This is a genomic window from Ruthenibacterium lactatiformans (assembly GCF_000949455.1).
In the GTDB taxonomy this organism is placed as follows: domain Bacteria; phylum Bacillota; class Clostridia; order Oscillospirales; family Ruminococcaceae; genus Ruthenibacterium; species Ruthenibacterium lactatiformans.
This window is the reverse complement of the sequence record NZ_JXXK01000022.1, coordinates 38,710-64,242: the sequence shown is the minus strand read 5'-3', so window position 1 is coordinate 64,242 and position 25,533 is coordinate 38,710. Positions and strand designations below refer to the sequence as shown.

Sequence of the window (25,533 nt, the reverse complement as noted above, 5' to 3'; positions counted from 1 at the left end):
CCTTTTTGAACCAGTTGCGGATCTTGTTCTTGGCCTCGCTGGTGGCAACCAGGTTCAGCCAGTCGCGGCTGGGCCCCTTATCCTTGGGGCCGGTTATGATCTCGATGATCTCGCCCGTCACCACCTTGTGGTCTATGGGCACAATTCGGCTGTTCACCTTCGCGCCCACCATGCGGTTGCCCACGGCTGAGTGGATGGCGTAGGCGAAGTCGATGACGGTCGCTCCCGCGGGCAGATTGATGACGTCGCCTTTCGGCGTAAAAGCGAACACCTCCTCGGGCAGCAGCTCGCTTTTGATGTCCCGCAGCAGGTCGCCGGCATCCTCGCTCTCCCGCTGGCTTTCCAGAAGCTGGCGCACCCAGGCGATACGGTCGTCCAGCTTATCTTTCGTGCTCACGCCCGCCTTGTATTTCCAGTGGGCCGCCACGCCGTATTCGGCGGTCTGGTCCATCTCCCAGGTACGGATCTGCACCTCAAAGGGAATTCCCTCATGTCCGATGACCGTCGTGTGCAGCGACTGGTACATATTGGGCTTGGGTGTGGAGATATAGTCCTTGAAGCGGCTGGGGATGGGATGGTACATGTCGTGGATGACGCCCAGCGCATTGTAGCATTCGCCCACTGTGTCCAGAATGATGCGCACCGCGTACACATCGTAAATTTCCTCAAACGTGCGGTTCTGCATATACATCTTGCGGTAGATGCCGTATACGCTCTTGATGCGCTTTTTGATGGTGCATTTGTCCATTCCGTTCTCGGCCAGGCGCTCCTTGATGCGGTCCGCAATGCCGCTGATGAACGAATCCGCGCCGCCGTTTTGGGCCAGGAAAGAGGTGATCTCCTCATAGCCCACAGGGTCCAGATACTGCAGGCTGCGGTCCTCCAGCTCCTCCTTTACATTGCTCATACCCAGACGGTGGGCAATGGGAGCATACACCTCCATGGTTTCCAGCGCCTTGTCACGGCGTTTCTGTTCGGGCCAGCCGTCGCCGGTGCGCATGTTGTGCAGCCGGTCGCACAGCTTGATGAGCATCACGCGCACATCCTTGCTCATGGCAAGCAGCATTTTGCGCAGGTTTTCAGCCTGCTGCTCCTCCACTGAGGAAAACTTGATGCGTCCCAGCTTGGTGACGCCGTCCACGAGCAGCGCTACGTCCGGCCCAAAAGCAGCCTTCACGTCCTCCGCCGTGGTCTCGGTGTCCTCCACGGAGTCATGCAGCAGCGCGGCCACCACGGAGTCCGTATCCAAGCCCAGGTCCACCACAAGGCACGCCACGGCAACGGGGTGGCTGACATAGCTTTCGCCGGAAAGGCGCGTCTGCCCCGCATGGGCCGCCGCAGCCATCTCGTAAGCCTTTTCGATGCGCCCGGCGTCGTATGGGCGGCCGGAATCCGCCACGGCCTGCGCCAGGTCTTCAAAAGTCTTTACGGCATTTTTCGCTTTTTCTTCCATCACTGCGCTGCCTCCAGTCTGCGTAAAATCGGCGCGGATGCCAGGTCCTTTTTGCCCGCCGCGGGCACCAGGCACCACCGTGCGCCCTGAGGCGTTTCGCGCTGCTCCAACAGACTCAGCTCGCGCAGCGCCTCCAGCGAGACAAGCGCCTTACCTGCGCCCCGCGCGCCCAGCTTGGCAAACAGCGGGCGCAGGTCGCCCGCCGGCACGCCGTCGCGGGCAGCGCCCACGGCGCGGTACAGCGCCACGGTGTCCGCACGGGCGGGCAGCAGCGCCCGCCGCTGGCTCTCTGTCAGCGGCGCGCCGCACATCAGCGCCTCATACAGCTCCGTGCCCTCCAGGTATGCCTCGTCCAGCCCGGCCGGGCGCAGCTCCTTGATGCGCGCGGAGATCATCGGCCCGTTCTTGCCCTCGAACACCGAAAGGCACACCGCCGCGTCCACCGCGTCACCCACATTGTAACCCAGCGCGCCCGGCCCCTGGCCGAACACCGCCGCATACAGCACTCCGCCGCCCTGCTTCAGGCGCAGGCGCGTGTGCTTGCCCTCGCTGAGGGGATATACTGCGTCGATCACAGCGTTTTCCACAAAAAATACCGGCGTGGGGTTGCCGTGGCCAAACGGCGCGAGCACCGACAGCGCGGCCACGTCCTCTTCTTTCAGGCCGGACAGCGCCAGCGGCGCGTCCAGCCGCAGCGCCGGGCGCTTGAGCACCGGGTGCTCCTGCGCGGCCCACGCGTTGACCGCCTTGCGGAACGCGGGCAGGTTTTCCTCCCGCACAGACAGCCCGGCGGCCAGCGCGTGTCCGCCGAACCGGATGAGCAGGTCCCCGCAGGCGGCGATGGCATTGTACAGCGAAACGCCCGCGATGCTGCGGCCGGACCCCTTGCCCTCGCCGTTCTCGTCAACGGATACGATGATGGCCGGCTTGCCGAAGCGCTCCACCACGCGGGAGGCCACGATGCCGATAACGCCCTGGTGATAGCCTCGGCCCCACACGACAAGGATACGGTCCGCGCCATAGGTCTCATCCGCGGCAACGCTGTCCAGCACGCCCTGCAAAATATCCTGCTCGGCCTTCTGCCGGGCCGCATTCTGTGCTTCCAGCCCGGCCACAATCGCTTCGGCCTCCTCCGGGTCCTCACACAGCAGCAGTTCCAGCGCGGCGGCGGCGCTGTCCATACGGCCCGCCGCGTTCAGGCGCGGCGCCAGCCCAAAAGAGACATTTTCCGCCGTCAGCTCCTTGCCCCCAAGGCCGCAGGCCTCGATGAGCGCCGCGATGCCCGGACGCTCCGTCTGCTGCAAAAGTGCCAGCCCCGCCTTGACGATGCGCCGGTTCTCACCCTCAAGCAGCATAATGTCCGCAATCGTCCCAATGGCAGCGAGGTCCCCGTAAAAAGGCAGCATCTCGTCCGGCGTGCAGCCGTCCAGGGCCGCAGCCAGCTTGAAGGCCACGCCCGCGCCCGAGAGCGTCTTGCACGGGCTTTCGTCGCCGGGGAGCTGGGGATTCACGATGGCCGCAGCCTCCGGCAGCGTCTGCGGCGGCAGATGATGGTCCGTCACCACCACGTCCACGCCCTGCTCTTTGGCGTGGGCAATGGCCGCATTTGCCGAAACGCCATTGTCTACGGTGACAATCAGGCTCACGCCCTTGGCGGCCATCAGGTCCACCGCCGTCTCGGAAAGGCCGTAGCCGTCGTCATCCCGGCTGGGCAGCTTGTAATAAACGTCCGCACCGGCGGAATCCAGATAGGTATACAGCAGCGCGGTGGCTGTCACGCCGTCCACATCGTAATCCCCGAATACGGCGATGCGCTCGCCGTCGTCGATGGCGCGGTGGATGCGTGCCACGGCCGCCTCCATGCCGGAAAGGAGCATCGGGTCAGACAAAGCGTCCCCGCCGCCGCACACGGCGCGCGCCGCTTCGGGTGTGTCCAGCCCACGGGCGCACATCACGTCGCACACAAGGCGCGGCATGCCCAGCGCCGCGCTGAGCGCGGCGGAGCGGGCTGGGTCGGGGCGGACGGTCTGCCAGGGACGGTAAAACATGGAATGGGTCTCCTTCTCACAAAAAATCACGGTTTTTTTCCGGGGCCTTCCCCGGACAGGCGGTTCTGAAAATTACACAGCCGCGGCCGCCGGACAAACGGCGCGTCTCATTTCTGCATCGTAAAGCCGTTTTGCGCCAGCCCCTCCTGGGCCAGCACCGTCTCCAGCGCCGAGATCTCGGCCTGCATATCCACGGCGGTGTTCTGCAAAAGATTGTCCATCAGGCCCCGGAAGGCGGTGGACATAGTGTCCAGCACCTGGGACACCTCGCTCTGGATGCCCGCCGCCACGCTGCTTTCATCGGCATGCGGCGCCACCTCATTGTAGGTATTCAGCAGCTTGACGGCTGTGGGCAGATAATAGCTGCAAAAGCGCCGCGCGTCGTCGGCGCACTCTGGGTGCAGCTTCACCCAGGCAAAGATATCCTCGGTGTGCTCGCGCAGCCGCGCCGCCTTGGCGCGGATGTCGGCGTTTTCAATGCGTGCAAGCTGGCGCTCCAGCTCCCGCAAATATCCGCCGCCGGGCTCATCCTCCGGGACAGGCTCCTGCGCGGCGGGCGCGGGCCGGGGCTGCTCTTTGCCCAGCGGAGCGTCCTGCTGGCGGGCACGCTCGGGGTTCTGTGCGCGCCAGGCGGCATTGTCGGCATAAAAGCAGGCGGTCTCGGCGTCCACAAAGCCCAGCGGAAAATAGCCGCGCCGCACCATGTCGAGCAGGTCGCGTTCCACTTCCTCGGGCTTGCGGCCGCTGGCACGCGCAATATCGGATACCGGGCACACGCGGCGCTCGCCGATGATCGCATCATACAGCCGGAACCGCTTAATTCGGTTCATCAGGGCAAAGCCGGCCTGTGCGGCCTTCCAGCCTCCCGCGGCCAAAAGCGCGGGTATCACAACCAGCATCAGCTCATCTCCAAAGGAAAAACCGTTGCTGATGCACCAGATCACCTCGCTGACACCGCCCAGCGCCGCCACGCCCATCAGCGCGGCCCAAGCGCCGCCCGCAATGCCCGCGCACATGCCCAACAGCTGCTTGCCCCGCAGCGTATCGTTGCTTTGGCGGCCCGGAGCGTCCGGATTCGGCGCACCGCCCGTGCCTGCGGCGCCCTGCGCCTGTGCCCCGGCGGGATAGCTGTACTGCGCGGGCTGCACCTGTGCGCCGCCCTTTCCGGCGGCCCTGTATCCATACTGTGTGCCGCGATGCTCTTTTCCATACGGCGTGCGGCGCACACTTTCCTGGCGCATGCGCGGCACGATGACCAACAACAGAATGATGATAAAAACGAACGCGCCCAAACTCCAGCGCTCCCTTCTTCCCCGCCCGCCCTACCGGCCGAGCAGCTCGTCTTTGGTCAGGCCCTCCTGGGCCAGCACTGTTTCCAGCGCCGAGATCTCGGCGGAAACGTCCATCGCAGTATCCTTCAGCAGGTTGTCCTGCAGGCTCTGGAACGCGGTGTTGATGGTGTACAGGATACCGCAGATATCCGTCTGTATTTCCGCGGCAACAGCACTGCTGTCGGCCTGCGGGTCCACCTCGTTGTAAGTGCGCAGCAGTTTGAGCGTGGTGGGCATGTAGTAGCTGACAAACCTGCGGATCTGGCTCTCGCCGCCGGGGTGCTTTTCCAGCCAGGCGATGATCTGCACTGTCTGCTCCTCGATGCGCTGCACCTGCTCCAGTACGGGCGCGTCGCTGATAAGGCGCTGCTGTTCACGCAGATCGCTCAAAAATGCGCGGCACTCAGCCAGAACGCCCGCCGGCTCCGGCCGTGCGGGCTGCGCCTGCCGCCGGGCCCCGGCTTCCTGCTGCGCCTGCCGCTGGGCCAGATACAGCCGGTACGCCGTCTCGCCCGAAAACAGGCGCGTGCCGTCCGGCGCAAGGTAAACATCCTCATATTTTCCCGAGCTGATCAGTCGGAACAGATCTTTGCGGACGGCTCCCTGGCTTTTGCCTGTAAGCTCCGAAAGCTCCTGCAGTGTGCAGTAGGAACGCTCGCCCAGCACGCTTTGGTATGTGGCGATACGCCGCAGCGTGCGCGATTTGAGAAATGCGCCAAATGCGCCTGCGAAAAACCACAGCGAAATGAACCCCAGGATCAACGCTCCGGCCGGGTCCCCCGGTTCAAAAGCAGAAAACGCGCACGCCGCCAAAATGCCCGCAGGCAGCATCAGGCCGCCCGCCTCGCTGAGCGCGCCGTTTGCCTTTTTTGCATAATCCCGCCGTTTGCGGCGCCGCTTTTCCTTCTCAGCATTTTTCTGTGCCTGGGCGATGGCGCTCTGGATGCCCTGCACGCCGTCCCTGGCCGCAGCGCCCAGGTCTTTCACGGTACGCTGCACGCTTTCGTTGTCCCGCAGCGAGGTACTCACTTCTCGCGCGGCGTCCTGCAGCGCGGCCGCCACGGTTCCGATGGTTTCCTTCACTTCTTTTTCAATGCTTCTGCCCAGGTCGTCCTCCGGGCTTTTGCGTCCATTTCCGTTGTACGGGTCGTTCATAGGTTCCTCCGATATGGTGGATATTCGATTTTTCCGTCGGGTTCCAGCCTCCCGCTCAAGGTGCGGGAGAAAAATTCTGCGCCACGCGTGCGGCGGCCCGCAGGCCATCCACTGCCGCGGACATGATACCGCCCGCGTAGCCTGGCCCCTCGCCGCAGGGCCAAACGCCCCGCACATCGGTGCTCTCGCCGTTTTCATCCCGCGGCAGGCGCACGGGGCTGGACGTGCGCGTCTCCAGCCCGGTGAGCACCGCCTCCGGCGCGGTATAGCCGCGCAGCTTCCGCTCAAAGGCCGAAAGCCCTGCGCGCAGAGCGCCCGTAAGCTCACCGGGAAGCAGGCTGCCCAGATCACAGGCTGTCACGCCGCGCGGGTAGGTGGGCTTCACCACGCCGGTGTGCAGCGTGCCTGCGCCTTCCAAAAAGCTGCGCACATTTTCGGCGGGCGCCGCGTAGCCGCCGCCGCCCGCTGCGTATGCCTTTGTCTCCAGCTCCCGCTGAAACGCAATGGCACGCCGGGCATCGCCGCCGAAATCCGCTTCGTTCACACTCACCACCACGGCGGCGTTGGCGTTTTCTCCATCCCGCGCGTGAAGGCTCATGCCGTTGGTCACTGCGCGGCCCGTTTCGCTGGCGGCCGCCACCACGCTGCCGCCCGGACACATACAGAAGGTGTAAACGCACCGTCCGCCCACATGCTGGGAAAGCTGGTACTCACCCCTCGGCAAAGCCGGATGGCCCGCCGCATCGTGGTAAAGGCTTTCTTCAATGCGGCGCTGCAGGTGCTCGGCCCGAAAGCCCACCGAAAAAGGCTTTGCCTGCAGAGTAAAACCCGCGCCGTCCAGCATTTCAAATGTATCCCGGGCCGAGTGCCCCGGCGCGAGCAGCAGCGCACCGCAGGGCAGCTCGCCCTGCGGCGTGCACACCGCCGCAAGCCGCCCGTCCCGCACGCGCAGGCCGGTGAGCGGCGTGTTGAAAAGCACCTTCCCGCCCAGCGCCTCGACCTCCCGCCGGATAGACACAATAACATCCCGCAGCGCATCGGTGCCGATGTGCGGCTTCTGCTTGTAGGCAATATCCCGGGGCGCGCCATGCGCCAGCAGCGTCCGGGTGACAAAAGCACACAGCGGGTCGTTGATGCGTGTGGTGAGCTTGCCGTCTGAAAACGTACCCGCGCCGCCTTCGCCGAACTGGATATTGGCGTTTTCGTCCAGCAGGCCCGCCGCGTTGAAGCGCTCCACCGCCTGTGCGCGCTGCTCCATGGCCGGCCCCCGCTCCAGCACGATGGGCCGGAACCCCTGCCGCGCCAACAGAAGCGCCGCAAACAGTCCCGCCGGGCCAAAGCCGCACACCACCGGCGAATGCGCCAGCGGCCGTGTGCCGTTATGCACAGTAAATGCGGCGGGCGCCGCTATTGAAACATAGGGCGCAAAGCGTTCGAACGAACGCTCCGCACCCTCGTCGGCAAGTTCCAGGGCAACGGTGTACACAAGGCTGGGCCTTCCATGCCGTGCGTCCACCGAAAGCTTCGCAATGCCCGTATTTTTTATGCCGTGACGCGGCAGCCCTGTTTTTTTCAGGGCCGCCGCCACAGCCTCCTGTTCGCCCGCCGCAAGCGGCAGGCGGATATCTCTCACCAGCAGCATCGTCACTTCACCGTGATGTCGCACAGCACGGAGTACGCCCCCGTGGCGAACACCGTCTTTGTGCCCGTAACGATGATCTGCGCGCTGAATTGCTGCTGTCCGCTTCCCTTTACCGTAATATTCTGCGCCGAGGCGTCCACCTGTGCGATGACGTCCGATGGCGAGATGGCCGCCAGCTCCTCGGCCTCGCCCACCAGCGTTACATTGTTGATGCTTTCGGTGATGACCTTCACATCCACACCGGAGGGCGCGTTCACCACGCGGATATCGCTCACCGTGATGGCGCGCGGCTCGCCGTAGCCGCTGGTATCAAAAGTAACTGTGGCCTCCTGCACGTCATCCACATTCACAAGTCCTTCGCTCAGCTGGATCTTCAGTGTCTCGGCCTTGCCCAACTGGACCCGCGCCAGGTTGATGAAGCCCGCGTTCACGCTTTCGATACCGTCCACCGTATCCGCCGCACCGGCGATGCGGATGGTCGCCGGGGAGATGCTGGCGTTCAGCTCGGCGGGGTCGTATCCTGCCGGCACATTGCTGAACTCAAACTTCAGCGGCACCTCCTTCAGCTTCAGTACAGGGATCGTCACCTCCACCTGTTCACCCTCCAGCACCGTGATGCTGCTGTCTGTGATGGCATGGCCGTCCGCGTCCAGAAATTCCAGCGCCGCACTGTCCAGCATCGTGCGGTCGCGCTTTTCATCGCTCTCCACGCGGGCCACCACCCGCGCCACGCGCGCCAGTTCGTCCACAGGCCCGCGCAGCGTCACCTCGGCGGGGGAGGCCTGCTTTTCGCCCAGATAATACCCCTCGGCCGGGTCCACGCTGGCTTCCACTTCCACGGTGAATTTCTGCGTGCCGATCTGCGCAAACGTCACGTCCACATATGCGGGCGAGATGGAGTCGATATCAAATTTTGTCAAAGACGTATCCGCGCGGCGCGCCTGCAGCCGCAGCGTGTATTCGCCGGGCATGCCTGAACGGGAAACCTCGGTATAATCGGGATACACGACGATGTCGGCGGGGTCTACCTCATTGATCGCGCTGCTGTCACCCGAAATCACCACGCTGACCTTAGTATCCTCGCGTTTCACAATGTCCAAAGACGCACCGGTATACAAAGCTGAATTGTAATCATAGGAAACACCGGACACAGTAATGGTGCGTGTCTGCGTCGGCTCCTGCGCTATGACAACAAGCCAAAGCAGCACGGCCAGCATTGCGGAAACCGCCATTGCAAACCACCGGTTGGAAAACAGTTTTTCAAACCGGCCCATGGGTTTTGCCTGGGAGGACGCGTTCGAGGGAGCGTTATTCGTGTTGTTTTTCATGCTTTCTCCTCCAGAACGGGCGTTTTTTCTCTTCGACGGCCGGCGGGACCATGTCACCCTCCAGCAGGTTGAACAGATTCTGCCTGTCCAGCCGGCGGATGAGCACGCCGTTTTTGGCCAGCGAGATGATGCCGGTCTCCTCGCTCACAACCACGACAACCGCGTCGGAATTCTCGCTCATGCCAAGGGCCGCGCGGTGGCGCGTACCCATGTCCTTGCCGATCTCCAGGTTGTTTGAAAGCGGCAAAAAGCAGCCCGCGGCCTCGATACGGCCGTCGCGCACAACAACGGCGCCGTCGTGCAGCGGCGTGCCTTCATAGAATATCGTGCCCAGCATCTCCGGCGTAATATCGGCGTTGAGCACGGTGCCTGTTTTGATGATCTCGGAAAGATTGGTGCGGCGCTCCAGCACCACCAGCGCGCCCGTGCGGGAATCGGCCAGCTGCTCGGCGGAATCGCACACCGCCACGATGGCGCTCTGCCATTTGGCGCGCAGATCCCCCGGGTCCGCCTTGCCTTTGAACAGCTGCATGCCGAACAGGCTTGTGCGTCCCACCTGTTCCAGCGCGCGGCGCAGTTCCGGCTGGAACACCACCACCAACGCAATGATGCCGAAGCTCATGATACTGTTGATGAGCCACGCCAGTGTGCGCATGCCCAGCAGATTTGCCACGGCATACGCCAGCAGCACGGCAATGATGCCCTTTGCAAGCTGCGCGGTGCGCGTCTGGCGCACCAGCGAGATGGCCTCGTAAATTAAAAACGTCACCACGAGGATGTCCAAAAGATCCACGATGGGGTTAAAATTCCCCTTGACGTTCAATATGAAATTATACCAGATGGACTGTAACTGCTCCGTCACCTTCCGGCCTCCGTTCCGCCGCCCCGGCATGCCGGGGAAATTAAAAATTCGCCGCGCTCCTCTGCCGCGCGCGGCTGCGCGGCCCGCCATCTGCACGCTGCGGAGAAACCCAAACAAGCCATTGATCCGTATACCCTGTTTCCAGGCTTCCGCTCCGCTTTCGGTCTGCATCTGCCAAACGGATATATTATACCATATTTCTAAGCTCGCACTTCGCGTACCGCTCGTGTTCACTAAGAAACATGGTATCTATGCCGCTAGGCTCATGCTTCGCCTGCGGCTCGCATTCACCAACCGGACATATTATACCATGACGCTGCAAAGCGGCCTCAACAAAACCGCACCTGCTGCGGTTTTGCATGGTTCAATGTTCTCAAAGCCCTGCGCACCGGCACAGGGGCGCGTGCAACGCACACGCGCAGCCGCGCAAACGGCGGCTTTGAGGTTATGGCTATACCATATTTCCAAGCTCACACTTCGCGCACCGCTCGTGTTCACTAAGAAACATGGTATCTACACCGCTAAGTTCATACTTCGCCTGCGGCTCGCATTCGCTAAACGGACATATTATACCATAAATATGGCCGCCGCAAAAGAGTTTTACCGCAGAAAAGCACGGCGCGCGCATATTTTTACGCTTCGTCCCGCATGCGCCCTCATATCCGGCGCAGCAGGCACACGCTGTGTGCGGCAATGCCCTCGCCGCTGCCTGTGAAGCCCAGCTTTTCCTCCGTGGTAGCCTTGACGGAAACATCCTCTGCGGAAATGCCCAGCGCCGCCGCCAGATTTTCCCGCATTGCGGGGATATGCGGCGCCAGCTTTGGCGCCTGGCACAAAAGCGTAGCGTCGATGTTGCCTGCCGCCCAGCCCGCGCGCGCCAGCACACGGCCAACCTCCTGCAGCAGCGCAATGCTGTCCGCGCCCTTGTAAGCGGGGTCGGTGTCGGGGAACAGCTTTCCGATATCACCCAGCGCGGCCGCGCCCAGCAGCGCGTCCATCACCGCATGCGTCAGCACATCCGCGTCCGAATGGCCAAGCAGCCCCTTTTCATACGGCACCGTCACACCGCCTAAAACCAGCGCGCGGCCTTCCACCAGCCTGTGTACGTCATATCCATGCCCGATGCGCATGCCGTTCCCTCCGTTTTTTTCCGGCGCGGGCAGATCCTCCCGCGTAGTGATCTTGTAGTTTGCGTAATCGCCCTGTGTCAGCCGCACAGGCAGGCCCGCCAGTTCAAAGGCCGAACAGTCGTCCGTCACTGCGTCACAGCACACCTGCGCCAGCACTTGCCGGTACAGCGCGGTGCGAAAACACTGCGGCGTCTGCACGGCGTACAGCTTTTCCCGCGCGGGCGTTTCCACCACGAGGCCGTCCGCCGCCACCTTTACGGTGTCCTTCACCGGGACGGCCGGCGCAGCTGCCCCTGTTTCATACGCGGCCTCCAGCGCATCCCATATCACCTGAGGCGTGACGAACGGGCGCGCCGCGTCGTGGATGGCCACATATTCCGCATTCACCGCATCCAGGCCCGCACGCACGCTCTGCACGCGCGTGGCACCTCCAGCTACGGTCTTTGCGGGCTTGGCACAGGCCGCGGCCAGCAGCGCTGCCTGCGGAGCGTTTTCTCCCGCCACCAATAGGATCTCGTCTATGGCCGGGTGCGTATCGAACGCGCGGACGCTCTTTTCCAAAACTGTGCCGCCGTCCAGCGGATAGGCCAGCTTGTCGAATCCCATCCGGCGGGACGCACCCGCCGCCACGATAACCGCCGCCACTGTATGCCCATGCACCATCGCGCTCATCTCCTTTTTTAATAATGGGAAGGCTGCTGTTTTGACGGCCGCCCTGAATCTCTGTGCCGCCGCCTATACCCAACGCCCATTCCGGACGCCGCAAAGGCCGGTGCCTGGGCGGCGGTCTCGACTCTCTGCGCCGCCTGAACCTCACGCATGTTTTGCCGCTTCAAAAGCCGCCTTCTCAAGCAGCTTCATCCGGCCTTGCTTCGCGGCGGTCAATGCGGTCTTTCATCTTTTTTGTGCTCGCGCCGTTCCTCCCACAGCATCGCCGCCGCAAGGAGCGGCCCCTGTGCAAGCTGCGGCAGAATGGCCCCCAGCGCGCCTTCCATGGAAAATGCCGCTGTCCCCGCAACAGCGGCCAACATCGCCGCCACCCGCAGAAGATACCAGCCCGTTACCGCTGTGCCGTCTGGCGCGGCGGCCCATGCTTTGCAAAAGCAGGCCAGCGCCGCGGCCGAAGCCGCCACACCAATACACCAGCCGGCCGCAAGCCAGCCCCGCGCGCCGGAGCGCGCGTATAATGCCGCCCCTGCCATCAGCGCCGATACAAGCGCGTTCCACAAAAACGCATTTCGGAACACCCGTCTGCGGTCCATCGCGCCGCCGCCTTTCCCCGTTTCTTCTGCTCTTTATTCCACATGGATATAACGCCGAACATGCCAAAACGTCTTCGCTGCATTTTTCAAAAGCAAAGGCTCGCGTCAGAACAGAGACTCCTGCTCACAGCTGTCCGCGCCCGTGCCGCCCATGGATGCAAGCTGCTCCAACAGCACGCCGCGGCTGTTTGGCAGCGTCCCCTCGATGACCTTTTCCAAAAGCTCCTCCAGCGCGGCGCCCACAGCCACGCCCTCGCGAATGCCCGCCGCCAGCGCGTCTGCGCCGTTCACGGCCAGCATCGATCGGTCGTAGCACGCGCCCGTAGCCAGCGTCCGGCCGAGCGCCGCGGCAAAATCCCGCAGGTCATCCTGCCGCACGCCGTCGCCGTGGGCTACGGCCCGGGCCGCCTGCAGCAGCGTCAGGCCCCGCAGCACTTCCGGACCCAGCGTGTGCAGCCACCGCCGAATGACGGGAGGCAGCGCCTGCAGCGGCGCGTCGGCGTACAGCGCAAGCTGCGCCGCAATTTCCGCTGTTTTTGCGTCCGGGCACAATATTGCGGCCTGCTCCGGTTCCACGGCACAGAACAGCAGGCCCATACGCACCGTCAGATCGTCCGGCGCGGCCTGAATAGCGCTTACCGCATTTTCCCACGCCGCGTCCGACACATGAGACAGACAGGGCAGCAGCGGCTCGAACAGCGCGCGGTAATTGCGCAGCACACGCGCCACATGACGGCCGCAGAGCATTTTGCAAAATTCCGCCCTGCTGCGTTCTATGGCGACCTCCGTCAGTGCGCCGCATTTCGCCAGTGCGGCAGCGGCCGTCTGCGGCTCCACAGAAAAGCCCATGGTGGCCGCAAAGCGCGCCATGCGCAGCACGCGCAGCACGTCCTCGGAGAAGCGGCGCGCCGGTTCTCCCACGCAGCGCAGGCGTTTTGCCGCAAGGTCTGCCGCGCCGCCGAAGGGATCGATCAGCCCGGCTGCGGGCGAATAGGCCATGGCGTTGACGGTAAAATCACGCCGGGCCAGGTCGTCGGTGACGCTGCGCACGAACCGCACGCTGTCCGGACGGCGGTGGTCGGAGTACGCGCCGTCGGTGCGGAAAGTCGTTACCTCATAGGGCGTGTGCTCCAGCAGCACTGTTACGGTGCCGTGGCGTATGCCCGGCGCCGAAAGACATTTCCCGGGAAACGCCGCTTTGATCTCCCCGGGGCGGGCGGAGGTGCACACGTCCCAGTCGTGGGGCGCGCGCCCCATCAGGCTGTCCCGCACGCAGCCGCCCACCGCAAAGGCGGAATGCCCCTGCTGCTGCAGCGTGCTTAAAATGCTGCGCACCGGTGCGGGCAGCAAAATATCCACTTCCACGCGCGCGCCTCCTTTCCGTGCCGATTTCTGCGGTAATAGTATAGCATAAAATACGCATAGAAAAAAGGACGCATAAAAGAATATCCATGTAAAAAAGCTTCACCTCTCCCCGCTTTGGGTTAAAGTGAAGCCTTATATTTTAAAGCTATTTTCCCTTTGCTAAAAATTTTTCACAAGTGCGGCCAAAAGTCAAAGGGTCGATTTGTGTCAAGTTTTTGACTTTTACCGCTATCCCTCAATGTTATCTCCATCCGGGTCGCAAGAACTACAATAAAAATCATATGCACTATAAGTCTTGTTCTGGCAAGTGTCCCCTTTCCCCATGCACCAATATTCCCCGCCTGATAATCCATCATCCGGAACATCGTATTCATAGTCTGGAATGTTGTATTCATATGTTGGCGTATAGCTTTTTGGTTTTGTAGAGGCAGAAGATGAATCAATCTCTCCCATAATTCCTATCGCAAAGAAAAGCAGTATTATCGCCGTAAAGCCTATCCAGATACATCCCGCCTTAGTTTTTTCCTCTTCAGCCTCCGATTTAGGCGTTTCTTTTTCTTTGTTTTCAATATTAGATTTCACTTTCTTTTGCACATCTGGATTCTTGCTTATCGGATAGCCACAATGAATACACGCCGTACTTGCATCTGATATTTCTTTTCCGCATTCCGGACATTTAATAAGTGCCATTTCTTTTCCTCCTTGAAATCAATCGTTTGAATTTTCCCACCTATTTTGTTAGAAAACTCTCAAAACACCCTAAACTCTGAAAACATCAATATTCTTCAATCATTATAAGCATATCCTCGAGTATATTTCTTATGTTTTCCGTCATGTCTTTTGCGTCCTCCAGCAATAATATTTGTCCTTGCAGATACTCTTTCACAGCACTTTTCCCCTGTTCCAACAATGCCGAATCACTGTCTTTGAACCCTTGAGCAAAAATCATATAGCTCTCAGCTGACTGCTTGTAAAAATCATACAGTTCTTGCATACGGTATCCTTCTAATCCCATCTCTTCAACTTTCTGTACTGTCTGCATACAGCTATCTGCACACGCATACAAAGCCTCTGCTATATAGCCTGTGTCCGCCAAACCGTTGTTATATAGTTTCACTGCCACTTCAAAATGTTTGTATGATTCAACAGTATCATCATTTTCTAATACTTCTCTGAATGATGCCGAGGGTACAAATTTTTCCAATTCCAGAGCCTTATCAATTAAAGGAGTCAGCTGCTGTACACCAACAGCAGACGCTAAACTTTTCAGTTCGTGTACTTTATCAAATGGAGTGGTCGACTTAACTTCTGATATCAAATCGCTTTGAGCAACAAACCAATTAAAGCCCTCCCGCATTAAGCTTTGTTCCACTTCACTTTGAACAAATTGCCGCGTTTTTTCGTTTAATGAGCAATATATCTCTTCTGCTTCGGCAAACTCTCCTTGTAAGATTTTCGACAAAAGAGTGGTCAACATCTCCTGGCGATGTTGCTCTTGCTGTCGAGTGAATACCACTCCTGCGACCACCCCCAAAACAACTAGAGCAGTTATAATAACCACGCACCCTATTCTCCATTTCCTCTTTGTACCTGCATGTTGTGGAACAATTGTTTTTTCGTTTGTCTCCATGATTATTCCTCCCACAATATTATTAATCATGAATCCTTTTAGGATTCTTATTCGATTATAACATTTCAAAATCGGATTTACAATTAAATAAAGGAAAATGGAGGTGTGAAATGGTCGATTATAAACGTCTTGGAGAGCGGATTGCCCAAACGCGAAAATCGCAAAAGCTATCGCAGGAAAAATTGGCAGAGCTTGCCGACATTACTGCTACCAACCTTTCCCATATTGAACGAGGTAAAATAAAAACCAGTATCGAAACGCTTGTTGCAATAGCAAACGCTCTTAACGTGACCTCTAATGACCTTTTGTGCGACAGCTTGAACCATTCCACCCAAGAGCTAAAAAACCAAATTGCAGCCTGTCTGGACGGTTGCACAATGCAGGAATTGCATCTTATAGCCGATGTTGCCGCCGCTGTAAAAAAGAGAATGAGAGAATAAAAAAGACGTGTCGCATCTGCGGCACGTCCTTTTTTCGCCTCAAATTCTCACCCTTTTGCAACGCAACAAAAAACTCCTCTCATTACAGGGCGGTCCACACCCAATAAATCAAGGAGTTTATAGGTTCTGTCAAAAACAGTTTATCGTTTTGAATGTTGGCTCACGACCGTAAATCTTGTATAACCGCATTTGCCGCCGTTTCTCGCTGTGCTTCAAAAACGGCTGTGTCAAACCGTTTTCACGCCGTGCGGTGGCTCTTTTTGTCCAGCCGCATCTTGTCCGCTATCATGGCGATGAATTCCGAATTCGTCGGCTTGCCCCGCAGGTTGTGGATCGTATAGCCGAAATAGCTGTTCAGCGTGTCCACATCGCCGCGGTCCCACGCCACCTCAATGGCGTGGCGGATGGCCCGCTCCACACGGCTGGCCGTGGTGCCGTTGCGCTTTGCGATCTCCGGATACAGGCGCTTTGTAACGCTGTTGATATAATCCTGGTTTTCCATTGTCATCAGGATGGCGTCCCGCAGGAACTGGTAGCCCTTGATGTGCGCAGGCACGCCGATCTGGTGCAGGATCTCCGTCACGGTGCACTCGTCGTCCACCACAGGCTGTGCAGCCGCATGGCGGCCCGCCGCCGTGCGGGCACGCGCCGCCAGCACCTCGGGGTCAAAGGGTTTTTGGAAGTAGAACGAAAAGCCTTTTTTCATCATTTCGCTTTCCAGCGCATCGTCCGTGAAACTGCCGGTGACGAAAAACACGGTCTTTCCGCCGCCTGCTTCGTCGTACCGCTGTTTTACCGTCAGCGCGTCCAGGCCAGGCATGAACGCATCCAGCAGCACGGCATCCGGCTTTTCCGCCGAAAGGGCCGCCAGCGCCTTCGCACCGTCCTTTTCACACACTGTCACCGCGATGTCCTGCGCCGCCAGCGTCTCGGCGCACAGCCTGGTAAGCTCCGGGGATAATTCCGTCATCAGCAGTTTAACTTGTTCCATTTTTTCGTTCCTCCATATGGTTATTTCTCTCAGGTTCGAGGGTTTCCCGCTCATTTCCTCAACGACCTAAATTCTACCATATATTCCCATATAATGCAACAGTTTCCATGAAAAAATTTCCATATTTGGTAAGAAAAATCTGTTTCGACACAAAATACAGTGGTTTGGCAAAAGCCGCTGTTTCCGGCCCAAAAACGCGCAGCACCGCACATCCCGGGCTTTTTCGCGCTTTTTTACGCCGCCTCGCGCTGGGCCGCCGCATCTGCAGACTGCACCATATTTTCCGCAAAAATGCCGTAGCCCCGGGTGGGGTCGTTTACCAGCACATGCGTCACCGCGCCCACCAACCGGCCGTCCTGCAGGATGGGGCTGCCGCTCATGCCCTGCACGATGCCGCCTGTGGCGGTGAGCAGGCGGGGGTCTGTCACGCGCACCACCATGTTGCGGTTGGGATTGTCAGACGAAAGAGCGATTTTTTCAATGACGGCGGTATAACGCTTCGGCTCCTGGCCTTCAATGGTCGTAATGATTTCCGCATCTCCGGTATTGACCTCCTGCGCCAGAGCGACCTCCGCTTCGATGCCTTTCATATAGCTTTTCACACTGCCGTAAACGCCAGTCTCGCCGTTCACGGTGATGGTCCCCGTCGGCACGCTGGTAAGGAAACGGCCTTTCAGCTCGCCGGGGCTGCCGGCGCTGCCCGCCACCGCGCCCGTGATCTCCACCGGCACGATCTCGCCCTTGAGCAGCGAGATCGTGGTGCCCGTATCCACATCGTGGATGGAATGACCCAGGCCCGCGAAAGTGCCCGTGGTGTTGTCCACAAAAGTGAGCGTGCCGATGCCTGCGGAGGAATCCCGCACCCACATGCCTGTGCGCCAGCTGTCGGTGGTGGAATCCTTCACAGCGGTAAGCAGCACGGATTTCTCCACGCCGTCCCGCACATAGACCACCTCGGCGGGCGCGCCCGCCAGTCCCTGCAGCGCCGCCGCCACATCCTCATTTGTTTTGGTGTCCCTCCCCGCGATGGAGGTAATAACGTCGCCCATGCGCAGGCCGGCCGTTTTGGCCGGATTCTGATACCCCGTGGACGTGTAAATATCGCTGAAGCCCACTACCATCGCGCCGTTGGCGAACATTTTGATGCCGAAGGGCGTACCGCACACCTGTACCACACGCCGCTCCACCACCTGCGCGCGCACGGTCTTTACCGGCACGATTCCCGCGATGGTAAGATCCGCGTTATAGGACGAGCCCCCCGAAAGGCCCGCCACCTCGCCTGTGGATGCGGCCGCGGCCGTGCGCACGAACGGCATGCCCGCAATGGCAATGTCCCCGCCCGCCGTCACAAGAAAGGTGTCGGGCAGAAGCGTGCCGATGTACAATGCGAAGATAAATACGATCACCACGCATCCGGACGTGATAAAGCAGCTCCATTTGATAAATTTTTCCAAAGTGGTTCCCTCCCTTGCGCCCGCGGCCCGGCAAACGCCCTCCCGCCACTGTATGCGCAATGTTCCGTTTTTGTTAGTATTCGCACGGAAACAGGGAAATAAACACGGGAAAAACACTCTGTACACGAAAAAGCGCGCCGGACGAAGAATTCGTCCGGCGCGCTCCGATGCTTTTTTACAGGAACAGCTTTTTGACGCGCCGCAGCACGGCCATGATGACCGGCCCCGCCAGCACCGCAATGGCAACAGGCACAAGGTCCGCGCCCAGCACGGCCGCCGTGCCGAAAAAGCCCTGAACCATGGGCAGATACACGCTGACTACCGTTGCGGCCACGGAGGTAAATGCCGCCGCCAGCAGCGCCGGGTTGCCACGGAAATCCAGCCCCTCTCCCCTGCATTCAAAAATATGCAGCATCTGGGAAAACACAATGGTCAAAAAGCACGCGCTGCGGGCAACGATCAGGTCTCCGCTGGTGGCCAGAACGGCCCAGTATGCCCCGCAGGAGGCCATGCCCAGCATCATGCCGCGTATGACGATGGTGCGCGCCAGCCCGTGGGCGAACAATCCCTCCGTTTTTGGGCGCGGCTTGCGCTTCATAATGTCGCGGGCCGGCGGCTCCATGCCCAGCGCGATGGCGGGCAGGCCGTCGGTGAACAGGTTCACCAACAGGATCTGGATGGGCAGCAGCGTCACGGGCAGATGCAGCAGCATGCCGAACAGCATTCCCAGCACCTCGCCCAAATTGGAAGTGAGCAGGAACCGGATGAACCGGCGGATATTCTGGTAGATGACGCGGCCCTCCTCCACGGCGGCCACAATGGTTGCGAAATTATCGTCCAGGATGACGACGCCCGAAGCCTCCTTCGTCACGTCCGTCCCCGTGATCCCCATGGCGACGCCGATATCCGCCTCTTTTACGGCCGGAGCGTCATTGACGCCGTCTGCCGTCATTGGGGAATGCCACCTGGCGGGACGGCATATGTACTCTCCCCCGCTGCGTCCGCGCTGCGCGGGTCAAAACCTCCAGCGTATCTCCAGCGGAACGGGCCTGCGCTGGCGCTCCGGCCTGCCCACCAGCACGGCCTCCACCATACATTCGGCCATCTCGTCCGTCAGCACATCGGCCCGGGCATATTTTTCCACAAGCTGCTCCGCCGTCACGCACTGCGCCGCCTGCTCCACCGCCGCACCGCGTTCCCGCTCCGCCGCCGCCAGCTCTTTTCCCAACCGGGCGATCTCCGCCTCAAACGCAGCGCTCAGCTCCGCGAACTGTGCAGCCGTGACAGCGCCGTCCACGCGGTCCTCATACAGCGTTTTGCGGCAGGCGCGCTGGCGTACCAGCGCCTGCTCCAGCCGGGCGGCGCGCAGCGCCAGCTGTTCCTGCCTGTGTGCCGCGGCCTCCGGCGGACGCAGATGCCGCGCCAGATATTCCCGGTCCAGATACCGCGCCATGCAGGCCTGCAGCGCCTCCAGCACACACTGCGCGGCCTCGTCCCGCCGGATGCTCACACCCGGGCAGCGCTCCGGGGCCACAGCGTGGGTGCGGCACCGCAGGTATTTTCCCGCACGGCCGTATTTGCTTTGCAGCTTTCCGCCGCACAGCGCGCAGCGGCATTTTCCCGCCAGCGCGTCCCGCCTGCCTTCCCTGCGCTGCTCCGCTCCCCCCTCCGCCAGCTTCCGCTGAACGGCCTCCCATGTTTCCGTGTCGATGACCGCCGCATGGGTTCCCTGCACCACGGCCCGGCGCTCGGGCGGCAGGCGGCGCAGGCGCTTGCTTTTGTAGCTGATTTTCTCGTTGACATGCTGCACGGTGGTTCCTGTGTACACCTGCTTTTTCAGGATGCCCAGCACCGTGGAATCGCTCCAGAGCTCTGCCAGCGCGGTGGAGCGGCCCCGGTTGAAAGCCGGGTTGTTCTGCTTTTTGTATGCGCTTGGATTCGGCACCTGTTCCCGGTTGAGCTGTGCCGCAATGCGTGAAGCGCCCCAGCCGGAAAGGTACAGCGCATAGATGCGCCGCACCACCGCCGCCGCCGGCTCGTCCACAAGCAGGCGGTGTTTGTCCTGCGGGTCCTTCCGGTATCCGTAAGAGGCAAAGCTGCCCACGAACTCCCCCTGCCGCCGCTTTGCGTCCAGCACGGTGCGGATATTCTGGGACATATCCTCCAGATACCATTCGTTCACCAGCCCATTGATCTGCCTGGCCTTTTTGTTGCCACGATTTGCGGTGTCGGCGTTGTCGGCATAGCCCACAAAGCGCACGTTCCATTCCACGAACAGGCCGTGGATGTATTTTTCCACCAGCTCCATCTCGCGGGTGAAGCGGCTCTGGCTTTTGCACAGCACGATGTCGAAGCAGCCCCTGCGCGCATCCTCCAGCAAACGGTTGAACTGGGGGCGTTCCCTGTCGCTGCCCGTATAATCGTCGTCGCTGTAAATATTGTATATCTGCCAGCCTTGCTCTACCGCGTACCGTACCAGCATGGACTTCTGGTTCTGGATGCTGCGGCTGTCCTGCCCGGGGTCTGCCTTGTCCGCGTCCTCCTCCGACAGGCGGCAGTAAATGGCGGCGCGCGGCGCATCGCCCGCGGCCCTGCTCTGCATATCCATCCCCCTCCCTCTGCCGGTGCGGGTCCGTCGCGTCAGGGAGCCTGCGCGGCGCGCTGTTCGGAACGCTCAATGACCTGCAGCCAAAGCTCATTGAAGCGCAGCCTGCGCGCTTCCTCCTCAGGCTCAGTCTCCCGCTTCGCTGTCTCCTGCGGTTCCATGCGGCACGTCCCCTTTTCCGGTGTTTTGTTAAACGGTATGCACCGACGCTGTGGGATATGCCCGGCGGTCCTGTGTGCGGAAAACGCCCCGCGCCGGTATACAAACGGCGCGGGGCGTTACAGCTTGGCGAAAAAGCTGCGTTTTCCGCCAAGCTGCCTACGAACAGGGCCTACGGCCCCGCTCGCCGCGCACGGCGCGGGGTTATTTCAAATGAAAAAGGGGTTCACCACCCCTTTTTCAAGCTTTTTCCCCGGGCGCTTCTTTTCCTTCTTTGCCTTTTTTGACAGCCTGAAACGCCCCGCGCCGGTATACAAACGGCGCGGGGCGTTACATTCTTCTTATTCTTTTTCCCGGGGCTTGCGGTGCGCGGCGCGCCAGGCTTCGATCTGTGCCAGCCGCTCGGCCACACGGGCTTCGCTGCCCTGCTCCGTGGGCACATAGTAGTGCCGGCCCTGCAAAGAATCCGGCAGACACTGCATATCTGTCAGCTTGTCCTGTGCGTCGTGGGCATACTGGTACCCCTCACCGTAGTGCAGCTCTTTCATCAAACGTGTGGGCGCGTTGCGGATGACCAGCGGCACCGGCTCGTCCAGCATTTCCAGAGCGTCCTTTTTTGCGGTCTCGTAAGCTTTGTACAGCGCATTGGATTTGGGTGCGGCGGAAAGGTACACCGCCGCATGCGTCAGATGTACCGTACACTCCGGCATACCCAAAAAGTGGCACGCCTGATATGCCGCCACGCAGATCTCCAGCGCACGGCTGTCGGCCAGGCCCACATCTTCGCTGGCAAAGCGCACCAGGCGGCGCGCCACATACAGCGGGTCCTCCCCCGACTCCAGCATCCGGGCCAACCAGTATACCGCAGCGTCCGGGTCGCTGTTGCGCATGGATTTGTGCAGCGCTGAGATAAGATTGTAGTGCTCCTCGCCGTGCTTATCATACAAAAGAGATTTTTTCGATATACACTGCTCCAGCGTTTCCATGGGCACAACGGTGCTTCCGTCGGGCAGGATGTCACCGTTGAGCACCACCATCTCCAACGTATTCAGCGCCGTGCGCGCGTCCCCGTTGGCAAAATTGGCGATCATCTCCAGCATGCCCTCTGCCAGCTCCACCCGCCTGCCGCCGAAGCCGCGCGGGTCTGTCAGCGCCCGGCGCAGCAGCTCCGTAAGCTCCCCGGCCGAAAGACCGTGCAGCACAAACACCTTGCACCGGGACAAAAGCGCCGAGTTGATCTCGAACGAAGGGTTTTCCGTGGTGGCGCCGATGAGGATGATGCTTCCCTTTTCCACAAAGGGCAGAAACGCATCCTGCTGCGCTTTGTTGAAGCGGTGGATCTCGTCCACGAACAGGATGGTCTGTTCGCCGAAGCGGCGGTTCGCCTCGGCCGTCTGCATCACTTCCTTGATCTCTTTGATACCGCTTGTCACGGCGCTGAAATCAATGAAATTTGCCTTCGTCCTGTTGGCGATGATGCGCGCAAGCGTCGTTTTGCCCACGCCAGGCGGCCCCCAGAACACCATGGAGGGCACACGGTCGCCGTCTATGAGCTGGCGCAGCACCTTGCCCTCGCCCAGAAGATGCCTCTGGCCCGCAAATTCCTCCAGGGTGCGCGGGCGCATCCTGCTGGCCAGCGGCCGCCCCGTGTCTGTTTCCCCAAACAATGTCTGTTGTATCATACGCCGTGCCTCCCCGCTCTTTCCCGTGTTTTGCCGGCCGCGCAGGCGGCCGGTGTGCGTTCATTTTATCATATCCGTCACGGAAGCTCTATGCCCGTATCCGCCTGGAGCACGCCGGTGACAACGCCGATACACCGCAGTACGTCTCCCGCGCGCACCGTAACGTTGGATACGCTGCGGTTGATCGTGTCCAGGCGGCACAGGCCCCGCGCCTGATACAGGCGGCGGACATAGCTCGCTTCTCCCAGCGCAAAAACACCGATCTCACCATGGAGCGCCCGCCCCCGCCGCACCCCCAGCACAGCGCCCTGGGGATACAGGGGTTCCAGCGCCGCGCTCCACATCGCCACGGCAAAATCGGCCTCACGGGCGGCCGGACAATCGCGCACCCGGATGCGCTGCGCCGTCATCGTCCCAATGGACACAGCGCTGTCCATCGGAAAAGACGGCAGATAGCAGAACAGCTCCCGCGTCGGGCCGCCTTCCCTATGCTCCGCGCGCATCTCATACATTGTCTCCAGTGTTTTTGTGAAAAAAATCGCGCTCATAGGTGCTAAGCTCCCGCAGCATCTCCAGCATGTCCCGCTCCCGGGCGCTGATGGCAAACATCCCCTGTTCCTCCACATATGCGCCCACCTCGAATTCAGTGCCCAAAACAGCCGCATCGGTAAAATAGCGCACAGGCACGCCGAACGCCCGCGCCACACGCTCCATCGTCTCCAGGGCGGGACGCCGGGTCGCCCCATTCAGCAGCTTATTCAACGTTCCCGTCGCTACGCCGGAACGCTGGGACAGCATTTCTGTCGTCAGGCCGTCTCGTTTTTTCAGGTAAGCCATGCGTTTGGCCAGGTTCATCTGCTGCACCTCCCCGTTCCACTTTAACCGCAAACGGTTAATTATGCAAGCGGATTCGTCAAATTTCGCCTTAATAATTGACAAAAAAAGGAAACTCCGTATGATGATACCTATATCAGAAGATATCAACACGGAGGAGGAACTCGGAACAATGAACCTGGAAGCCCCTGTATACGAGTGTTATTCTCATGGAGCGGCCTTTGGCGTTCGCCTGCCGTCCGGCGAACAGACGGCGGCGCTGTTTGCGGACATCCGCGCCGCCCAAGCCGTTGCGGACTATTTTACCGCGGTGGAACTTGCGCCGGAGCATTTGTCCTGCGTGATGGAAGACCTGTGCTATGCCGTCCGCACGCTGCCGCGCCCGTTCACCTACGCGGAGCTGTCCGGCCTTCATGCGCCGGACTGAACGCGCTCTGTTCAAAACAAAAAACGCGGGACACAGCCAAAGGCCGTGTCCCGCGTTTCAGCTTGGTGAAAAAGCTTCGCTTTTGCGCCAAGCTGCCTACGAACAGGGCCTGCGGCCCCGTTCGCCGCGCACGGCGCGGGGTTATTTTAAATGAAAAAGGGGTTCTCCACCCCTTTTTCAAACTTTTTCCCCGGACGCTTCTTTTCCTTCTTCGCATTTTTTGACGGTCTGAAACGCGGGACACAGCCAAAGGCCGTGTCCCGCGTTTTTCCATTGCTCCTGCTCCGCAATAAAAGCCCATCCCGATGGCCTGAGACGGCCGCCGCCCGTCTCAGGCGGTGCGCATGTCCTCCAGCCGCTTTGCGCTGGTATGCGCGATGGGTTCCCATTTTTCCTGCTTTTTCACAAAGCTCAGCAGCGTGAGCACCATCTGGCTCATCAGAAACACCCAATAAGCCAGAATGCCCTTGGCCATGCCGGAAAGCGATTCATTCTTCAGCGCCACGGTGAACGCGGCGAATACCGCCGAGCCCACCACGCTTGCCACAAAGCCTCCGGCCGTCATCAGCGCCGCCAGCATCATGCCGTGCAGCATGATGCCGCCGAAGGTGATGCCGCTGCCCAACAGCGTGAGCACCAGCCCCGCGATCCCCAGCACTACGCTGGCAAGCTGCACCATCGGCACGAGAAACGTGAGGTACATGTCCAGGCAGATCAAGCTGCCGTGCAGTACAAAGCTGCTGAACAGGCCGTGGCCGTAGTTCTGCAGCCCCTGCAGGCTGCCGGTCGTCCAGCGGCGGCGCTGCTTCCAGCTCTGGCGGAATGTAAGGGGCTGCTCGTCGTAGATGAGGGCCTCGGGCACAAAGTGCACACGTTCGCCCAGCATGGCGCACTGAGCGCTGAATTCATAATCCTCTGTCATGGTAACCGTGTGCCAGCCGCCCAAACGGCGCAGCAGCGCAGTGGTAACGGCAAAGCCGCTTCCGTTCACCAGCGCGGAGAGGTGCAGCGCGCTGCGCGCACCATTGTAGAAACGGTTCAGCATCCAGTAGCAGATAGAATAACAGCCGGAGATCGCGCTCTGTTCGGGATTCTTGCTGTCGCGGAAACCCTGCGCCACCTGTGCGCCGCTCACCAGCGCATCGTTCATACGCGCCAGGAACTGGCCGTCCACCAGATTGTCCGCATCAAAAACGCACATGGCGTCGAACTCCTCCGCCAGCACGATTTTATCCACCACCTGGGTGAGCACCTCGCCCTTGCTGCGGATGACACCCTCCGGACGGAAAATGCGCGCGCCGCGCCCGGCAGCCACTGCCTCGGTGTCGTCGGTGCAGTTGTTGGGCGCGACGATCACCTCATACAGCTCGCGGGGATAATCCTGCCCATACAGGCTGTCCACCAGATGGCCGATCACCGCCGCCTCGTTGCGTGCCGCCACCACAAGTGCAAAGCGTTTTTCAGGCTTCGCCTGGGGCGCCGCAGGCAGTTTTTTGCGCAGGCCGAACAGTGCGACCACACCGAAATAAACGGCGTACAGGCAAAGCGGGATGCTCAGCACAAAAACGATCCGTGTCAGAATCAAAGTCACCATTTGGGGTTCATCTCCTTTAAAGGGCCGAAGCCCGGTAAATTCCGTGTTTTTTTCATTCCATGCCTATAATACGAGACAGCGGCCGATTTGTCTGCAAAATCGGGAGAAATTTTCAGAAAAAATTTCTCCCGGCATAGCGCG

The 25,533-nt window shown here is 60.5% G+C and carries 23 protein-coding genes; 2 read left to right on the top strand and 21 right to left on the bottom strand.

What is annotated here, in order from left to right:
* The 12 genes from TQ39_RS13885 to TQ39_RS13830 all read right to left on the bottom strand — a co-directional run.
* Window positions 1-1,453, bottom strand: a 1,453-nt coding sequence (locus TQ39_RS13885; RefSeq protein WP_050005958.1) for a RelA/SpoT family protein, incomplete at its 3' end; no start/stop codon positions are given.
* The gene (recJ, locus tag TQ39_RS13880; RefSeq protein ID WP_009323568.1) at window positions 1,453-3,501 is read right to left on the bottom strand and encodes a single-stranded-DNA-specific exonuclease RecJ; all 2,049 of its coding nucleotides are present in this window, start codon (window positions 3,499-3,501) and stop codon (window positions 1,453-1,455) included. The genes recJ and TQ39_RS13885, both read right to left, overlap by 1 nt.
* A 107-nt stretch (window positions 3,502-3,608) precedes the next feature.
* The gene (locus TQ39_RS13875) at window positions 3,609-4,793 is read right to left on the bottom strand and encodes a 5-bromo-4-chloroindolyl phosphate hydrolysis family protein (RefSeq protein WP_009323567.1); all 1,185 of its coding nucleotides are present in this window, start codon (window positions 4,791-4,793) and stop codon (window positions 3,609-3,611) included.
* Between the two features lie 30 nt (window positions 4,794-4,823).
* The gene (locus TQ39_RS13870) at window positions 4,824-5,987 is read right to left on the bottom strand and encodes a 5-bromo-4-chloroindolyl phosphate hydrolysis family protein (RefSeq protein WP_009323566.1); all 1,164 of its coding nucleotides are present in this window, start codon (window positions 5,985-5,987) and stop codon (window positions 4,824-4,826) included.
* 55 nt (window positions 5,988-6,042) lie between these two features.
* Window positions 6,043-7,629 carry an NAD(P)/FAD-dependent oxidoreductase gene (locus tag TQ39_RS13865; protein WP_050005957.1) on the bottom strand — a complete coding sequence of 529 codons (1,587 nt, stop codon included), beginning with the start codon at window positions 7,627-7,629 and terminating at the stop codon, window positions 6,043-6,045.
* 2 nt (window positions 7,630-7,631) lie between these two features.
* Window positions 7,632-8,957, bottom strand: a complete 1,326-nt coding sequence (locus tag TQ39_RS13860) for a CdaR family protein (protein WP_050005956.1) — start codon at window positions 8,955-8,957, stop codon at window positions 7,632-7,634.
* Entirely contained in the window at window positions 8,938-9,819 is an 882-nt protein-coding gene (cdaA, locus tag TQ39_RS13855) for a diadenylate cyclase CdaA (RefSeq protein WP_058724043.1), read from the bottom strand. The genes TQ39_RS13860 and cdaA overlap by 20 nt, the downstream gene beginning before the upstream one ends.
* Window positions 9,820-10,475: 656 nt before the next feature.
* On the bottom strand, window positions 10,476-11,612 hold the full coding sequence (gene ispF, locus TQ39_RS13850; RefSeq protein ID WP_050005954.1) for a 2-C-methyl-D-erythritol 2,4-cyclodiphosphate synthase: 1,137 nt from the start codon (window positions 11,610-11,612) through the stop codon (window positions 10,476-10,478).
* A 218-nt stretch (window positions 11,613-11,830) separates the two neighbouring features.
* The gene (locus tag TQ39_RS13845) at window positions 11,831-12,211 is read right to left on the bottom strand and encodes a hypothetical protein (RefSeq protein WP_050005953.1); all 381 of its coding nucleotides are present in this window, start codon (window positions 12,209-12,211) and stop codon (window positions 11,831-11,833) included.
* Window positions 12,212-12,316: 105 nt separating this feature from the next.
* Window positions 12,317-13,576, bottom strand: a complete 1,260-nt coding sequence (locus TQ39_RS13840; RefSeq protein WP_050005952.1) for a tRNA nucleotidyltransferase/poly(A) polymerase-related protein — start codon at window positions 13,574-13,576, stop codon at window positions 12,317-12,319.
* Window positions 13,577-13,804: 228 nt separating this feature from the next.
* The gene (locus TQ39_RS13835; protein WP_050005951.1) at window positions 13,805-14,266 is read right to left on the bottom strand and encodes a zinc-ribbon domain-containing protein; all 462 of its coding nucleotides are present in this window, start codon (window positions 14,264-14,266) and stop codon (window positions 13,805-13,807) included.
* A gap of 85 nt (window positions 14,267-14,351) precedes the next feature.
* Window positions 14,352-15,206 carry a hypothetical protein gene (locus tag TQ39_RS13830; protein WP_156146327.1) on the bottom strand — a complete coding sequence of 285 codons (855 nt, stop codon included), beginning with the start codon at window positions 15,204-15,206 and terminating at the stop codon, window positions 14,352-14,354.
* Between the two features lie 110 nt (window positions 15,207-15,316).
* On the opposite strand from TQ39_RS13830, the gene TQ39_RS13825 reads away from it, so the two are divergent.
* Window positions 15,317-15,646: a helix-turn-helix domain-containing protein gene (locus TQ39_RS13825; protein ID WP_050005949.1), complete on the top strand. Its 330-nt coding sequence runs from the start codon at window positions 15,317-15,319 to the stop codon at window positions 15,644-15,646.
* A gap of 238 nt (window positions 15,647-15,884) precedes the next feature.
* On the opposite strand, the gene spo0A is transcribed toward TQ39_RS13825, so the two are convergent.
* The 8 genes from spo0A to TQ39_RS13785 all read right to left on the bottom strand — a co-directional run bounded on the left by spo0A (window position 15,885) and on the right by TQ39_RS13785 (window position 23,392).
* On the bottom strand, window positions 15,885-16,637 hold the full coding sequence (gene spo0A, locus TQ39_RS13820) for a sporulation transcription factor Spo0A (protein WP_009323556.1): 753 nt from the start codon (window positions 16,635-16,637) through the stop codon (window positions 15,885-15,887).
* A 233-nt stretch (window positions 16,638-16,870) separates the two neighbouring features.
* Window positions 16,871-18,091 carry a SpoIVB peptidase gene (gene spoIVB / locus TQ39_RS13810; protein WP_050005948.1) on the bottom strand — a complete coding sequence of 407 codons (1,221 nt, stop codon included), beginning with the start codon at window positions 18,089-18,091 and terminating at the stop codon, window positions 16,871-16,873.
* A gap of 175 nt (window positions 18,092-18,266) precedes the next feature.
* Entirely contained in the window at window positions 18,267-19,043 is a 777-nt protein-coding gene (locus tag TQ39_RS13805; RefSeq protein WP_050005947.1) for an HAD-IC family P-type ATPase, read from the bottom strand.
* A 63-nt stretch (window positions 19,044-19,106) separates the two neighbouring features.
* Window positions 19,107-20,693 (bottom strand): recombinase family protein, encoded by a 1,587-nt coding sequence (locus tag TQ39_RS13800; RefSeq protein ID WP_050005946.1) that lies wholly within the window; start codon window positions 20,691-20,693, stop codon window positions 19,107-19,109.
* Between the two features lie 38 nt (window positions 20,694-20,731).
* The gene (locus TQ39_RS21845; protein ID WP_009323552.1) at window positions 20,732-20,857 is read right to left on the bottom strand and encodes a hypothetical protein; all 126 of its coding nucleotides are present in this window, start codon (window positions 20,855-20,857) and stop codon (window positions 20,732-20,734) included.
* 339 nt (window positions 20,858-21,196) lie between these two features.
* The gene (locus tag TQ39_RS13795; RefSeq protein ID WP_050005945.1) at window positions 21,197-22,537 is read right to left on the bottom strand and encodes a replication-associated recombination protein A; all 1,341 of its coding nucleotides are present in this window, start codon (window positions 22,535-22,537) and stop codon (window positions 21,197-21,199) included.
* A gap of 77 nt (window positions 22,538-22,614) precedes the next feature.
* Entirely contained in the window at window positions 22,615-23,085 is a 471-nt protein-coding gene (locus tag TQ39_RS13790) for a S24 family peptidase (protein ID WP_156146326.1), read from the bottom strand.
* Window positions 23,042-23,392, bottom strand: a complete 351-nt coding sequence (locus TQ39_RS13785) for a helix-turn-helix domain-containing protein (RefSeq protein WP_050005943.1) — start codon at window positions 23,390-23,392, stop codon at window positions 23,042-23,044. Before TQ39_RS13785 ends, TQ39_RS13790 begins: the two co-directional genes overlap by 44 nt.
* A gap of 151 nt (window positions 23,393-23,543) precedes the next feature.
* Between TQ39_RS13785 and TQ39_RS13780 the strand changes: the two genes are divergently transcribed.
* Complete coding sequence (locus TQ39_RS13780) at window positions 23,544-23,798, top strand: hypothetical protein (protein ID WP_133304131.1); 255 nt, start codon at window positions 23,544-23,546, stop codon at window positions 23,796-23,798.
* A 331-nt stretch (window positions 23,799-24,129) separates the two neighbouring features.
* On the opposite strand, the gene TQ39_RS13775 is transcribed toward TQ39_RS13780, so the two are convergent.
* Window positions 24,130-25,392, bottom strand: a complete 1,263-nt coding sequence (locus TQ39_RS13775; protein WP_050005942.1) for a glycosyltransferase family 2 protein — start codon at window positions 25,390-25,392, stop codon at window positions 24,130-24,132.
* Window positions 25,393-25,533 lie beyond the last annotated feature (141 nt).